The organism is Pseudomonas viridiflava (assembly GCF_900602065.1).
GTDB lineage: Bacteria > Pseudomonadota > Gammaproteobacteria > Pseudomonadales > Pseudomonadaceae > Aquipseudomonas.
The window spans coordinates 43,784-57,939 of the sequence record NZ_UWFN01000265.1 but is presented as its reverse complement, the minus strand read 5'-3'; the positions used below and the strand labels follow the sequence as shown (position 1 = coordinate 57,939).

15 protein-coding genes and 1 pseudogene are annotated in these 14,156 nt (G+C 57.8%); 9 read left to right on the top strand and 7 right to left on the bottom strand.

The annotated features are described in order from the left end of the window. The first annotated feature begins 319 nt into the window (after positions 1 to 319). The 5 genes and pseudogenes from EE949_RS15235 to EE949_RS15215 all read left to right on the top strand — a co-directional run bounded on the left by EE949_RS15235 (position 320) and on the right by EE949_RS15215 (position 5,501). On the top strand, positions 320 to 2,008 hold the full coding sequence (locus EE949_RS15235; protein ID WP_122665043.1) for an NAD-dependent malic enzyme: 1,689 nt from the start codon (positions 320 to 322) through the stop codon (positions 2,006 to 2,008). A 256-nt stretch (positions 2,009 to 2,264) separates the two neighbouring features. Continuing rightward, positions 2,265 to 2,882, top strand: a pseudogene (locus EE949_RS15230) (methylated-DNA--[protein]-cysteine S-methyltransferase); the annotation flags it as partial. Between the two features lie 147 nt (positions 2,883 to 3,029). Next, complete coding sequence (gene rnd, locus EE949_RS15225; RefSeq protein ID WP_122665041.1) at positions 3,030 to 4,163, top strand: ribonuclease D; 1,134 nt, start codon at positions 3,030 to 3,032, stop codon at positions 4,161 to 4,163. Next, the gene (locus EE949_RS15220; protein ID WP_122665040.1) at positions 4,160 to 4,453 is read left to right on the top strand and encodes a YcgL domain-containing protein; all 294 of its coding nucleotides are present in this window, start codon (positions 4,160 to 4,162) and stop codon (positions 4,451 to 4,453) included. The genes rnd and EE949_RS15220 overlap by 4 nt, the downstream gene beginning before the upstream one ends. Before the next feature lie 115 nt (positions 4,454 to 4,568). Continuing rightward, positions 4,569 to 5,501 (top strand): D-2-hydroxyacid dehydrogenase, encoded by a 933-nt coding sequence (locus EE949_RS15215; RefSeq protein WP_122665039.1) that lies wholly within the window; start codon positions 4,569 to 4,571, stop codon positions 5,499 to 5,501. Positions 5,502 to 5,638: 137 nt separating this feature from the next. Here the strand turns inward: EE949_RS15215 and EE949_RS15210 are convergent, their stop codons facing one another. Further along, a complete protein-coding gene (locus EE949_RS15210; protein WP_122665038.1) occupies positions 5,639 to 6,232 on the bottom strand; it encodes a nitroreductase family protein in 594 nt (197 codons plus the stop codon). Positions 6,233 to 6,459: 227 nt separating this feature from the next. Here EE949_RS15210 and EE949_RS15205 point away from each other — a divergent pair, with 227 nt between their 5' ends. Then, positions 6,460 to 6,909: a YcgN family cysteine cluster protein gene (locus EE949_RS15205; RefSeq protein WP_122665037.1), complete on the top strand. Its 450-nt coding sequence runs from the start codon at positions 6,460 to 6,462 to the stop codon at positions 6,907 to 6,909. A gap of 127 nt (positions 6,910 to 7,036) precedes the next feature. Here the strand turns inward: EE949_RS15205 and EE949_RS15200 are convergent, their stop codons facing one another. The 4 genes from EE949_RS15200 to EE949_RS15185 form a co-directional block, all read right to left on the bottom strand. Then, positions 7,037 to 7,411: a YgaP family membrane protein gene (locus tag EE949_RS15200; RefSeq protein WP_122665036.1), complete on the bottom strand. Its 375-nt coding sequence runs from the start codon at positions 7,409 to 7,411 to the stop codon at positions 7,037 to 7,039. A gap of 86 nt (positions 7,412 to 7,497) precedes the next feature. Further along, entirely contained in the window at positions 7,498 to 7,986 is a 489-nt protein-coding gene (locus tag EE949_RS15195) for an RNA methyltransferase (RefSeq protein WP_122665035.1), read from the bottom strand. Between the two features lie 264 nt (positions 7,987 to 8,250). Next, a complete protein-coding gene (locus EE949_RS15190) occupies positions 8,251 to 8,625 on the bottom strand; it encodes a YajD family HNH nuclease (protein WP_122665034.1) in 375 nt (124 codons plus the stop codon). A gap of 67 nt (positions 8,626 to 8,692) precedes the next feature. Beyond that, positions 8,693 to 9,379 (bottom strand): spermidine synthase, encoded by a 687-nt coding sequence (locus EE949_RS15185; RefSeq protein ID WP_122665033.1) that lies wholly within the window; start codon positions 9,377 to 9,379, stop codon positions 8,693 to 8,695. 93 nt (positions 9,380 to 9,472) lie between these two features. On the opposite strand from EE949_RS15185, the gene EE949_RS15180 reads away from it, so the two are divergent. Continuing rightward, the gene (locus tag EE949_RS15180) at positions 9,473 to 9,757 is read left to right on the top strand and encodes a hypothetical protein (protein ID WP_122665032.1); all 285 of its coding nucleotides are present in this window, start codon (positions 9,473 to 9,475) and stop codon (positions 9,755 to 9,757) included. Between the two features lie 236 nt (positions 9,758 to 9,993). Here EE949_RS15180 and EE949_RS15175 read toward each other — a convergent pair whose 3' ends face one another. Both EE949_RS15175 and EE949_RS15170 read right to left on the bottom strand, forming a co-directional pair. Continuing rightward, positions 9,994 to 10,470 (bottom strand): cyclic nucleotide-binding domain-containing protein, encoded by a 477-nt coding sequence (locus EE949_RS15175; protein WP_122665031.1) that lies wholly within the window; start codon positions 10,468 to 10,470, stop codon positions 9,994 to 9,996. A 104-nt stretch (positions 10,471 to 10,574) separates the two neighbouring features. Then, a complete protein-coding gene (locus tag EE949_RS15170) occupies positions 10,575 to 12,635 on the bottom strand; it encodes a S9 family peptidase (RefSeq protein ID WP_122665030.1) in 2,061 nt (686 codons plus the stop codon). A 142-nt stretch (positions 12,636 to 12,777) separates the two neighbouring features. Here EE949_RS15170 and EE949_RS15165 point away from each other — a divergent pair, with 142 nt between their 5' ends. Together EE949_RS15165 and EE949_RS15160 are read left to right on the top strand one after the other, a co-directional pair. Further along, on the top strand, positions 12,778 to 13,266 hold the full coding sequence (locus tag EE949_RS15165; protein ID WP_122665029.1) for an MFS transporter: 489 nt from the start codon (positions 12,778 to 12,780) through the stop codon (positions 13,264 to 13,266). A 59-nt stretch (positions 13,267 to 13,325) separates the two neighbouring features. Continuing rightward, positions 13,326 to 14,099, top strand: coding sequence for a class II glutamine amidotransferase (locus tag EE949_RS15160; protein ID WP_122665542.1), 774 nt, complete (start codon positions 13,326 to 13,328; stop codon positions 14,097 to 14,099). The last annotated feature ends 57 nt before the right edge of the window (positions 14,100 to 14,156 follow it).

The window sequence follows — 14,156 nt, the reverse complement described above, 5'->3', positions numbered from 1 at the left end:
AGGCTGCGAAATACGGAGTGGCATGAAAAACGCCTTCGCAGCCTTCGGCAGCTCCTACAGTGGTCAACATATTCCGTGACAATTCCGAGTCTACCCAGCAGCGCCGGGGCATACGAGTCTGATTTTTTGCCATCCTTTCGCCATGTAGTAGCGGCAAATTGTCGCAACACGATTTTGCGCGAGTAAGATGTGCACCTTGATTTCACGACCCCCGATTTTTCGGGGCTGGCCCTGATGCGCTCTGTAATGGAGATTCCGGGTTGCCGGCCTCGGTTGTACGGACTGAATACGAGTAGACAAGAAAAGGCGATAACTGAAAATGACCAAGACTTCGCGACCTTTATATATTTCCTATGCCGGCCCTTCGCTGCTGGAAATGCCCCTGCTGAATAAAGGCAGTGCTTTTACCCCGCAAGAGCGGGTCGAATTCAATCTGATCGGGCTGCTACCGCAAAACGTAGAGACGATCGAAGAGCAAGTGACGCGGGTGTACAGCCAGTATCAGCAGTGCGCGAGTGATCTGGACAAGCATATTTATCTGCGTTCGATCCAGGACAACAACGAAACGTTGTTCTTCCGCCTGCTGGATTCTCACCTCGATGAAATGCTGCCAATTATCTACACGCCGACGGTAGGGCAGGCCTGTCAGGAATTCTCCAAAATCTATCGTACTCACCGTGGTCTGTTTATTTCTTATCCGGATCGCGACCGTATCGACGATATTCTGCGCAGCGCCACCAAGGACCGCATCAAGATCATCGTAGTCACGGACAGCGAGCGGATTCTCGGTCTGGGTGATCAGGGCATCGGTGGCATGGGCATTCCGATTGGCAAGCTGTCGCTGTACACCGCGTGCGGCGGGATCAGCCCGGCTTACACGTTGCCTATCGTGCTGGACGTCGGCACCAACAATCAGGAGTTGCTCGACGACCCGATGTACATGGGCTGGCGCAACAAGCGGGTGACCGGCAAGGAATATGAAGACTTCATCGCGCTGTTCATCGAGGCTGTTCAGCGTCGCTGGCCGGACGTGCTGCTGCAGTTCGAAGACTTCGCCCAGACCAACGCCATGCCGTTGCTGGACAAGTACCGCGACGAGCTGTGCTGCTTCAACGACGACATTCAGGGCACTGCATCGGTTGCGGTCGGCACCTTGCTGGCGGCCTGTAAAGCCAAGAATGAAACCCTCGGTCAGCAGCGCGTGGTGTTCCTCGGCGCGGGTTCGGCCGGTTGCGGTATTGCCGAGCACATCATCGCCGCGATGGTGATTGAAGGCCTGACGGAAGCAGAAGCCCGCAAGCGGGTGATGATGGTGGATCGTTTTGGCCTGTTGACCGACAGCATGGACAACCTGCTGGACTTCCAGAAAAACCTGGCTCAGAAAGCTGGCGACGTGGCGGGCTGGTCGAGTGGCTCGGGCTACCCTGAGCTGCTGGACGTAGTGACTAACGGCAAGCCGACTGTGTTGATCGGCGTGTCCGGCCAGCGTGGCCTGTTCACCGAGCAGATCATCCGCGAGATGCATAAACACTGCGCCAAGCCGCTGGTCATGCCGTTGTCCAATCCGACGTCGAAGGTCGAAGTCACCCCGCAGGAAGTCCTGACCTGGACCAACGGCGATGCGCTGGTAGCAACCGGTAGTCCATTTGCCCCGGTGACTGTGGGTGATCGCACGTTCCACATCGCACAGTGCAACAACTCCTACATCTTCCCGGGCATTGGTCTGGGTGTGATCGCGGCAAAAGCCACACGGATCTCCGACAAAATGCTGATGGCGGCGTCCAACGCGCTGGCTGAGTGTTCACCGATGGTGACGGGCAAGGGCGACGCGGTATTGCCGCCGCTGAAGGAGATTCAGGAAGTCAGCAAGAAGATCGCTCTGGCCGTCGCCAAGCAGGCTCAGGCTGATGGCGTGGCGCTGGAAACTACTGAAGAGTTTCTGGTTGAGGCGATCCAGCGTAACTTCTGGCAGCCGAAGTACCGGGCTTATCGTCGCAGCGCGGTTTGATCGCGGGCTGACGGGATGAGCGAAAGCCGCGACAGGCAAACCTGTCGCGGCTTTTTTATGGGTTTAAACTTGGCTCATCTGGCGCTTTTATGCAGGATCTTTGCGTCACGCGTGACTTGTAGGAGCTGCCGAAGGCTGCGAAGGCGTTTTATCAGATAGATCGCTTTCGCAGCCTTCGGCAGCTCCTACAGGTTGGCAGTTTTTCCACTGATAACTGGCAAGGCACAGGAGAGATGTATTGGAAGGAATCGACAAGGCAGGAACTGAACAGATCTTCGCCTTCAACGCCGCCCTGAAAAATCTCCTCCAAACCAAACCGGCCAAACCCTCCACCGGCGAGCCGCTGTATTTCAAAATCTTGCCAACGCCTCTGGGCCCTATGCTGGCCATGGCGGAGAAGCGCGGGCTGGTAATGCTCGAATTCCTTGATCGACCGATCCTGATGCGCGAAATCGAAGAGCTGCGCAGCCGTTATGGTTACCTGGTTGGCGCAGGTGATACGCCCCATCTGCTGCAGGTCGCAGACGAACTGAAACGCTACTTCGAAGGCGCGTTGACCCGCTTTGAAGTACCGCTGCACACGCCAGGCAGTATTTTTCAGAATCAGGTGTGGGAAGCGTTACGTCAGGTCCCTTACGGCACCACCTGCACCTATGGCGAAATCGCGCTGTTGCTGGGTAAGCCGGGAGGCAGTCGCGCTGTAGGGCTGGCTAATGGCAGTAACCGCATGTCCATCGTTCTGCCGTGCCATCGGGTGATCGGCGCGGACGGCTCACTCACCGGTTATGGTGGTGGCAAGCATCGCAAGGAATTCCTGTTGCGTCTGGAGCGCGTAAAGCTACAAATCGACGAGCAAGGGCAGTTAGCGTTCTGAAGGTCGGCGCGCTGGCCCGATGAACGGTCGGTTTTTGCCCTTATTAGCCGCAAATCCAAGATGAAGATGTTCAACACTTGTAGGACAGATGCGCGGTAATTGCTGACGGCGATATATACTGCGCGCCATTCTTCAAGGGAGAGCCGTGTGGCCATCGATATTCACTGGATTCGCGACGACGACAGCCTCGCCCTGCATTGCGCACAGTGGCAGTCATTGCCCTTTGTTGCCCTCGACACCGAGTTCATGCGGGTCGACACTTTTTACCCTATCGCGGCCTTGCTGCAGATCGGTGACGGTACCAGCGCCTGGCTGATTGACCCTCTGTTGATCAATGACTGGCGGCCGTTGTCGGCACTGCTGGAAAACCCCGGCGTCATCAAAGTGGTTCACGCCTGCAGCGAAGATCTGGAAGTCCTGCTGCGTCTGACGGGCAGTCTGCCAGCGCCGCTGTTTGATACCCAACTGGCAGCGGCTTACCTGAACCTTGGCTTCTCGATGGGCTATTCGAGACTGGTTCAGGACGTACTGAACATCGATCTGCCCAAGGGCGAAACCCGTTCAGACTGGTTGCAACGCCCGCTGTCCGAGACCCAGATCAGCTATGCCGCCGAAGACGCGGTGCATCTGGCCGAGCTGTACGGCATTTTGCGTCCGCGCCTGTCAGATGAAAAATACGTCTGGCTGCTGGAGGACGGGGCGGAGCTGGTTGCCAATCTGCGTCGCGACGTTGACCCGTACGAGGTGTATCGCGACGCCAAGCTGGCCTGGAAGCTGTCCCGCGCGCAGTTGGCAGTGTTGCGTGAACTGTGTGCCTGGCGTGAACGTGAAGCCCGTGCCCGTAATGTGCCGCGTAATCGTATCGTGCGCGAACATTCGCTATGGCCGCTGGCCAGAACGCAGCCCGACAGTCTGGCCGCGCTGGCGAAGATCGACGACATGCACCCCAAGACAGTGCGTCAGGATGGCGAATTCATTCTTGATCTGATTAAAAAATCGGCCAGCGTGCCGCCAGATCAATGGCCGCCAGCGTTGCCGGAGCCTTTGCCGATCGAGGCTGCGGCCGTGATCAAGACACTTCGTGCCGTCGGCCAGCGCTATGCCGAACAACTGGATATGGCCCCAGAGTTGATGTTGCGCAAAAAGACCCTCGAAGCCTTGCTCAAAAGCGGCTTTCCCGATGGCCCCTATCAATTGCCCGATTCGCTGCGTGGCTGGCGCCGCGAATTGATGGGCCAAGCGCTGCTCGACAGCCTGGCCAACGCAGGAGAACAGCAGTGAAGCGTATTTGCTCGATTTACCGCAGCAGCAAGAGAAATGAGATGTACCTCTACGTGCTCAAGAGTGATGAACTCAAGCGCGTACCGCCGGAATTGATGGTTGCTTTCGGCAAGCCGTTTCACGCGTTTGATCTGGTCCTGAGCCCTGAGCGCACCTTGTCTCGCGAGGACATCAACAAGGTATTGGAAAACCTCGACACCCAGGGTTACCACCTGCAGATGCCGCCAGCAGAAGATGAGTACATCGAGCACTTGCCCGAAGAGTTGTTGCGTCGCAACGACCCGGTCTGAGCCTGAGCGAACAACCGTTAGCCGACGTTATAAAGACTGGTACTGGTCAGTGCGCACGATGATGTGCGTATTACCGGTCATCGGTCGCATGTATTGTTTTTAAGGTTTTGAAACCATGCGCGTTCTGATCGCCGAACACGATTACCCTGTCTATACCCAGTTGTTGCGCAAGGCTGCGCCTGAGCTGGAAATCCTCAGTACTGGCGACTCTGCCGAGCTGTCCAGGTTTGCCACTGATTGCCCGGTCTGGCTCGGTCAGCCGGACTTGCTGGCCAACCTGTTACGTCAGGGACACAAACCCGCATGGATGCAATCAACCTGGGCTGGCGTTACGCCGCTGCTGGTTGAGGGCCTTACCCGAGATTACCGTCTGACCCGTGCCGTGGGCATTTTTGGTCAGGTGATGGCCGAGTTCGTTCTGACCTATATGTTGGGGCATGAACGCGAAGTCCTGGCCCGCCTGGTCAGCCAGGTCGAGCGCAAATGGGACAACCGCACGGGCCACAGCCTCGCAGGCCGCAAGGCGTTGATCGTGGGGGCGGGTGATATCGGCCTGAGCGTCGCGCAGTTTCTCGTGCCATTTGGTGTGCAGGTCTACGGCATCGCTTCAAGCGCTCGTACTCAAGCGCCTTTTGTTGAAGTTGGCGCCATGGAAGATCTGGATCGGCTGGTAGGGGAGGTTGATTACGTCATTAACCTGCTGCCGAACACGCCGCAAACCCACGATCTGTACGACGCGAAACTGTTCGCCAAATTCAAGCCTACGGGTTTGTTCATGAACGTGGGACGCGGCGTGGCCGTGGTTGATGCCGATCTGGTGGAAGCCCTGAAAGAAGGCCATCTGGCTGGTGCCGTGATTGACGTATGCCGCCAGGAGCCTCTGCCGCAACGCCATCCATTCTGGACCGCCTGGGGCTTGTTGCTGACAGGGCACAGTTCCGCGCCGACGTCGCCAGTGGCAATGGTCGGTTTGTTTCTGGAAAACCTGAAGGCGTACGAGGCGGGTGATCAATTGCGCGGGGAAGTGGATTTTTCGCGGGGGTATTGAAGTTTCAGCCCGCTACGAGACTTGTGGGACCGGATTCATTCGCGAAGGGGGCATTACAGACGGCATGATTTTTCGACTGTACTGACCTATTCGCGAATGAATTCGCTCCCACAGGTAATCATCAGATTCACCTCGGCTTACAGGCTGAAATCACCTTCAGCCGCCAGCTGCGCCACGGTCTGACGTGGGCTTGGGACTTCGCGGCCTTGCAGGTACTCAGGCAAGGTCGATTTGTCGCCCAGCTTGCCGATCGCTACCGCTGCGTGCAGTGCGTAGCCTTCCGGAACGTTCAACTCTTTACGGGTCAGCTCCTGATCGAAACCGGCCATGCCGTGGGTGTGCCAGCCGCTCAGGCTGGCTTGCAGCGCCAGGTAACCCCAGGCAGAACCGGTGTCAAAGGTATGCCACAGCGCCGGGCTTTCTTCAGTCGCGCCAGGGGCTGTGAACGTCGTCTTGGAAATCACGATAACCAGCGCTGCCGCATGCTGCGCCCAGTTACGGTTGAACTCGTTCAGCAGGCCCAGGTAACGCTCCCAGTTTGGCGTGTCCCGACGTGCATACAGAAAACGCCAGGGCTGCGAGTTATAGGCCGAAGGTGCCCAGCGAGCGGCTTCGAAAACGCTCAGCAGGGTTTCCTCTGGGATGCTTTCGCCGCTGAAGGCGCGAGGCGACCAGCGCTCGGTGAATTGTGGGTCGATAGGGTAATCGGCGACGCGAGGGTTTGTGCTCATGAGAATCCTGAAAGGCAAGGATGGAGTAACGCTCAAGCGGTGGGCCGTTGACGGCAGGCATCGCGGATGTTGTATAGCGAATGTTGTAAAAGCAGCGGACTAAAGCTACTGCGCCGTCCGTCAGATGACAAGTATTGCGTACCGACAGTCGACCACACTTGGCCCACAGGCCTTGTCGCACTAGACTGGCCGCCTTTTTTCCTACCTGATGCTGATAGCCCGAACCCATGGCCGCTAAAGTCGAACCTTTCTGGATCCGCAAGACCCTCGCCCAACTGGACAATACCGAGTGGGAGTCGCTGTGTGACGGCTGTGGCCTGTGCTGTCTGCAGAAGCTTGAGGACGAGGACGACAACAGCGTCTATTACACGCGTATCGCCTGCAAGTTACTGGACCTGAAGACCTGTCAGTGCACGGACTACCCGAATCGTCGCGCCTCGGTGCCTGACTGCATCCAGCTCACGCCGGGGCAGGCTGATGAATTCAAATGGCTACCGCCAACCTGTGGTTATCGTTTGGTCAGTGAAGGCAAGGACTTGCCGCTCTGGCATCACCTTGTGTGCGGTGATCGGGATGCAGTGCATCAGGAGCGTATTTCCCAGTCTGGCCGTATGGTCAGCGAGAACAGCGTGCCTGAGGACGATTGGGAGGATTACCTGATCTTTCGGGCGGGGTAATGCGTGCTTCGGTTAGATATTCGTGGGAGCGAATTCATTCGCGAAGGCGGTATTTCAGCCGCTGAAAATGGGCCAGACATATTGGCCCCTTCGCGAATGAATTCGCTCCCACAGGTCATGCAAAATCCTACAAGCCGTTTTTAGGCTTGGTCAGCGCTTCCAGGCCTTCGGTCAGCGCATCTTCTGTGGCTACTTCAGCCTTGGTCTTCAACAGGCTCAATTCATCGCCGGCACGCTTGATACGTGATTTGGCGATGTCCAGGTCGCTGCGGCTTTTCTCGACGAGGCTCTTGGCCGAGCAATGCCCGGTGATACCGCGGGCCAATACTGCGCCACCGATGGCCAGCTGAATCAGGCCGAAGAAACCGCCACGGCGCAAGCCTTTACCCATCATCAGGACGCCTCCTGCCAGTGAGCCGACGCGCTCCCAGCCTTGAACGTTCTGTTGCGGTTGGCCCTGGACTGCGTTGTCGATGCGCTCAATGATCGGGGTATCGCTCATGATCGTGCTCCGTGATGAGATGATTTCGGTTCAGTAAGAACTGACTATTGCCATCCGAAACTGTTCAATCCATTTCTGCCGAGTGTTTACGAATCAGCTTGTTCGCGACCGAATTGCGGACCCGAGCGGGTGTTGATGCCTTTGGCCATGCGGTCGTACAGCACGACGTTTACGGTTGCAGCGAGGTTCATGCAGCCTTGGGTCGGGATGTACACCACGTCCTCGCACCAGTCACGAATCTCTTTGTCCAGCGAGCCATCTTCAGGGCCGAAAATGTACAGCGCGCGATCCGGGTGCGTGTATTCAGGCAGGGCGCGGGCCCCGTCCACCAGTTCGACGGCGACTGGAATGCAGCCCAGCGGCAGGATGCTTTTCAGGTCTTCGATGCCGATCAGCGGGATGTCCTGATGGATCTTCTTGGTGTCGGTAATGAAGTCCCGGGCGCGCTCGTAGCGCTTGCCGGTGTAGAACACCGACGCGACGCCATAGCAACCCGCCGCACGCATCACGGAGCCTACGTTTTCCGGAGACTTGGGATTGAACAGGCCGATGCAGGCATAGCGTTTGTTTGCCACGGGGAAAGTGCTCGCTGGGAAAAGCGGGCGATTATACGGGCTTTCTTGTTGTGCGCGGACACAGAGGCTTTTTGATGACCGAGATCTCAATTTGAAACACGGTCCTGTGGAAGACTCTATGCCGGCTGGCTTGCGCAGAATCCTTGTGGGAGCGAATTCATTCGCGAAGGGGCGGTACATTCGCCGCGTTTGTATCGCCTGAAATACCGCTTTCCCGAATGAATTCGGTCCCACAGATAGCGTTCACAGCAGAGCCTGGCGCTGTTACTCGTCTTTCTTCATGAGCCCCGCCAAAGCCGCAAACGGATTGTGGGTCGCCTTGGCTGTTTTCGGGCTGCTGGTGGAGGTTTCCGAGAAGTACTGCTGGTCGGTATAGCGCGAGTGTTCGTTGTCGTGGCAGTACAGGCAGAGCAATTCCCAGTTCGAGCCATCCTGAGGATTGTTGTCGTGGTTGTGGTCGCGGTGGTGAACGGTCAGTTCGCTCAGGCGCTTGCCGGCAAACTCGCGTGCACAACGGCCGCAGACGTGGGGATACATGCGCAGCGCCTTGTCGCGATAACCCATTTCGCGGTCACGCTGGGCGTCGGCCAGGATGCGATCCAGCTTGGCGGTGTGGGAGGGTGGGTTGGCCGTGCTCATGGGGTCACCTGTGTCGGATTCGGTCGTTGAAACAATAATGCGCCAAGTCTAGCGCGTCGCAAGGGCTTCAGCCCTTGAGTTTTTCGGCGATCCAGATGGTATGCCGTGTGCCCTTGTTGCCGTGGGCGAAAACCTGCACCTCTTCTGCCTTGAAACCGGCCTTGCGCAGCTTGTCGGAAAACTTCTGATCCGCACTCGCTGACCAGACCGCCAGTATGCCTTTAGGCCGTAATGCCTGTGCACACGCTGCCAGCCCGCCCGAAGAGTACAGCCAACTGTTGGATTTCTGCGTCAGGCCTTCCGGGCCATTGTCCACGTCGAGCATGATCGCGTCGAAGCCGTTTGGCTCGCTTTTGAGCACCAGGGCGACATCCTGCACGATCACTTTGGCGCGAGGGTCCAACAGCGGATTGCCGGATTTTTCCCCCAGCGGTCCGCGATTCCACTCGACCACACCCGGCACCAGTTCAGCGACAACCACTTCACCATTCTTGCCCAGATGCTTGAGTGCCGAGGCCAGCGTAAAGCCCATGCCCAACCCCCCGATCAGTACGCGGGGTTGCACGCGTGAGGCCACCTTTTTGCAGGGGATCTCCGCCAGCGCGTCTTCTGAGCCGTGCATGCGGGTGTTCATCAGTTGGCCGCCATCGCCGCCCTGAATCTTGATGACGAAGTCTTCACCGTATTCGAACAGGCACAAAGCACCGCCGTTATCGGGAATGGCAGTGGTGTCGAGCAGAACGAAACGTTTCATTGAAGACTCATTCAGAGGTAGATTTTTGACCACATGTCATCGGCCAGGAGTAGGCTGAGCCGCATAACAATCGTTTGGCACAGGAGGCCATTGATGAAGCGCGCTATTCTACCGGCGATTTTCCTGACTGCGCTCTGGGTAAATGTCGTGCAGGCAGATAATCAGTCAGCAGCGTCTATCCCCTCATCGGGTTCGCCGGGCACCGCGACGCCGACGCCGTATCCGCAAGTCGTGCCGTCGGGGCCGCCGCTCATAAACGGGACCCAGGGCAGCGGGCCGTTGTTGCCGAAAGTCGAACTGCCACAGCCGCCCAAGGGGCAACCCGTGCCGGGGCAGGACCAAAATGCACCTACACCCATGCCGCCTCGGCCTAAATAGCCGATTGAAAACCCGTGAATCACGAGTTGTGAGAAGGCTATGTAGGCTTGCAGGCGCAATCCCGGTGGGGATTCCATATTGGTCTGCAAACACGATTCCCGTGGGAGCGAATTCATTCGCGAAGGGGCCGTTCCTGAAAAGAATTCTGGGCTGACACACCGCTTTCGCGAATGAATTCGCTCCCACATTTAAAGCCAGTTTCTGCTCAGGCGTTGCGAATTACTTGAGACAAACAACTAAACCTGCTGCGCCAATAACTGGCCGTCAACCATGCGCAGGCGTTTGGACAGGGACGTTGCGAGTGCGCGGATAATTTTCGCTGCGACACGTGGCGCTTCATCGAGCATTTTTTCCAGCGCGTCACGGCCCAGGTTCAGCAACTGGCAATCGGTTGCGGCGATGCAACTGGCTGAACGCCGCTCGCCATCCAGCACGGCCATCTCGCCAAAGGCCCGACCGCGACGCAATACGGCGATTTCCACTGTCTGGCCTTCAGGGTTGAGCTTCTGCACAGAAACCGTGCCCAAATGGATGATGCTCATGAATGAGCCCGGATCGCCCTCGCTGAAGATGGCTTCGCCCTTGGCAATCGAAGCCATGTTGAAGTAACCCGCAGCGGTCTGAAAATCAGCAGGCAGCAGCGGGTCAAACAGCCCGCAGTCCATGAGCATGTCGCGGATTTCGTTGTTCAGGTGTGATGGTTGTTCTGCCATGGTTGGGTCTTGTTTTGGCCAATCGACGGTGATGGTAATTAAGCAAGGCCGTACGCTTTCACGCCCGACCCTGCTGCTACTAAGACACGGATTTCAAACCGAGTTCATTGATCGAGCTGCAATACCTTGAAGATAAATCCGTATTCGAGTGCTACGTCACGCAAACCCTGATAACGCCCGCTCATACCGCCGTGGCCCGCGCCCAGCTCGGTCTTGAGCAGCAGCACGTTATCGTCAGTCTTGTGCGCACGCAGTTTCGCCACCCACTTGGCCGCTTCCCAATACTGCACCCGGCTGTCGTTATAGCCCGCGATCACCAACATCGCCGGGTAGGCCTGGGCGCTGACGTTTTCATAAGGCGCATACGCCTTGATCCGCGCGTAGACCTCCGGCTCTTGAGGGTTGCCCCACTCGTCGTACTCGGTGACGGTCAGCGGCAAATCAGGGTCGAGCATGGTATTGAGCACGTCGACGAAGGGCACTTCCGCGATCGCAGCCTTGAACAGATCCGGGCGTTTGTTAACCACAGCGCCAATCAGCAAGCCACCGGCGCTGCCGCCGCTGATCACCAGTTGATCGGCACTGGTGCGTTTCTCGGCGATCAGGTGTTCAGCGCAACTGATGAAGTCGTCAAACGTGTTTTGCTTGTTCTCCTGTTTGCCATCGCGATACCAGGCTTCACCCAGCTCACCGCCACCACGGACATGCGCAATGGCAAACGCCACGCCACGGTCCAGCAGGCTCAGGCGCGCGTGGGAAAACCACGGATCCAGGCTTTCGCCGTAGGCCCCGTAGCCGTACAGATACAGCGGCGTCGGCTGACCGGCCAGTTCACGTTTGACCACCAGGCTGATCGGCACTTGCGTACCGTCACTGGCGGTCGCCCACAGGCGCTGACTGACATAAGCGTCGGCGTCGAACGGGCCGAGTACCGGGGTTTCCTTGAGAACCACTTGCTCACCGCTGGCGAGGTTCAACTGACGCACCTGAGCAGGGCGATTCAAGGACTGGTAACGCAGCCGGATTTTGTCGCTGCCGAATTCTAGTGTGTCTTGCACGTAAAGGCTGTAGGCCGCGTCCGGTAATTGCACCCGATAGGCAGGCAAGCCTTGCGGACGCACCTCGATGATCGGCAAGCCGCCTTCACGCAGGCTCAAGGTCAGGCCCTTGGCGTTCAGGCTCAAACCTTCGAGCATCACGCTGTCGCTGTGCGGCACTAGCACCTGCCAGTCCGCACGCGTCGGCACACCATTGGTTTTCTGCAGCGCTTGATAGAGCGCAAAGTTGATGCCGTCCTGATTGCTGCGGATCAACCAGCTCCACACGCCATCCACCTGGCCGTGATCGATGGAATATTCGTGACCTTCGACGCGTGGCGCCATGCACACAAAATCGTCCTGTGGCTGGTCGGCATCCAGCACCCAGGCTTCGCTGGTGGTCTTGCTGTCGAGTCCCAGGATCAGTTGCTTTTCCGAGCTGCTGCGATAGCAGTGCAGGAAAAAACGTCCGTCCGGCTCGCTGAAGACCAGCTCAGCCGAGTCATCACCCAGGCGGTGGCGATAAAGCTTGTGGGGCCGATGGGTGTCGTCCAGCTCGCCGAAGAACAACGTCTGGCTGTCATTGGCCCAGGTCATGCTGCCATCGCAATCTTCAAACGGCAGGCTGCTGACCTGGCCGCTGCTCAGCTCCTTGACGTAAAGCTGATACACCTCTTCCCCGGTAGTATCCAGGCTGTAGGCAAGGCGCTGGTGGTCCGGGCTGATGCTGAATGCACCCAGTGAAAAGAAACCGCCACCCGCCAGTGCGTTGGGGTCGAGCAAGACTTCTTCACGGCTTTCGTCGATGCTCAGCGAGTCATCGGTCGGGCGCGGGCAGCGATAGTGCCGCGCGTATTCATCGCCTTCGGTGGTACGGGTGTAATACAGATATGGCCCCCAGGGAGAGGGCAGGGACAGATCGGTTTCGAGGATGCGCGCCTTGATCTCCTGAAACAGCGTTTCGCGCAGGTCTTCCTGATCGGCCAGTTGCGCCTGTTGCCAGGCGTTTTCCGCTTTCAGGTAATCGAGGACTTCGTCGGTGTCGCGGTTTTGCAGCCACGCGTAGGGGTCTGTGCCGTCGGCCTGACGGGCGATCGGGGCGTTTGCAGCTGAATTCGATGAGGTCATGCTGGGCTCTCTTTTGGAGGCGCCAAACGCTGGCGGGTGAAAATGAAAACCGCTGCGCCGGACTAATACTCAACCCGGACAAGCCGGGTTGGCGAAAAGCCGTTATCATAAGCGCCTCTTTACCTGCCTTACCACGGACGTCATGACCGAGAACGACTATACGATCGCCTGGGGCCTCTACGCATTTGCAGCGCTGGGCTGTCTGCTGGTGGGTTTTCTGATGACCCGCTGGATGTGGCGCTACCTGCGCGAGCCGCTGGTAGTGATCCTTGGTGTGCTGCTGTTTACGCCGACCATGATCGACGCCACTAAAGAAATTTACGCGCCTGCTGTCGCCATCACTGCGCTAGACCTGTTGTTCAAGGTGGGCAGTAACGTCTGGAACGCGCTGTCTGATCTAGCCATGTACGGCATGATCGCCCTGGTGGTCTACGTGGTGTTTGCGCTGATTCGCTGGCCACTGGAGAAAAGCTGGAAAGCCCGTCATCCACAAAAACCGGCCCAGCCAGAAGCCGCGACTGAAACCGAAGAGGACGATGAGCCTTTTTCCGGTACCGACCGCTATGCGCGTAAACCTGCGGCACCCACCGTCAACACCAGCAGCCGTTCGCGGGTAGAGCCTCGCCTTTAGTACTTTCCCTGGCGCTTGTGTCGCCATGCTGCTGAATGTTTGCAAGCGAGAATCCGAGCATGTGTGAACTCCTGGGCATGAGCGCCAATGTCCCGACCGACATCGTTTTCAGCTTTACCGGTCTGATGCAGCGCGGCGGGCGTACCGGTCCGCACCGTGATGGCTGGGGCATCGGGTTCTACGAGGGGCGCGGCTTGCGTCTGTTTCAAGACCCGGCCGCCAGCAGTGAATCGGAAATTGCTCAGTTGGTGCAGCGTTACCCCATCAAAAGTGAAGTGGTGATCGGTCATATCCGTCAGGCCAACGTCGGCCGGGTATGCCTTTCCAATACCCATCCCTTTGTGCGCGAACTCTGGGGCCGTAACTGGTGTTTCGCCCATAACGGTCAGTTGGCGGATTTCGATCCTCTCGCCACGTTCTACCGCCCGGTCGGCGATACCGACAGTGAGGCGGCTTTCTGTGATTTGCTTAACCGCGTGCGGGAAGCATTCCCTGAGCCGGTAGAGGTGGAAGAACTGTTGCCGTCATTGGTCGACGCTTGCACTCACTACCGCAGCAAGGGCGTATTCAATGGCCTGCTCAGCGACGGTGACTGGCTGTTTTGCTTTTGCAGTACCAAACTGGCACATATCACCCGCCGTGCTCCGTTTGGCCCGGCACGTTTGAAAGATGTCGACGTTATCGTCGACTTTCAGGCCGAAACCACGCCAAATGATGTAGTCACGGTCATTGCTACCGAGCCGTTGACCGAGAATGAAAACTGGAACCGTTATGAGCCGGGTCAATGGGCACTGTGGCGGCGCGGTGAGTGTGTGGCGAGTGGTAATACTTAGGCTCCGCTCCCACATGGGCAATGTATTTCAATTTGATAGCTGTGGTTTGTCTGAGAG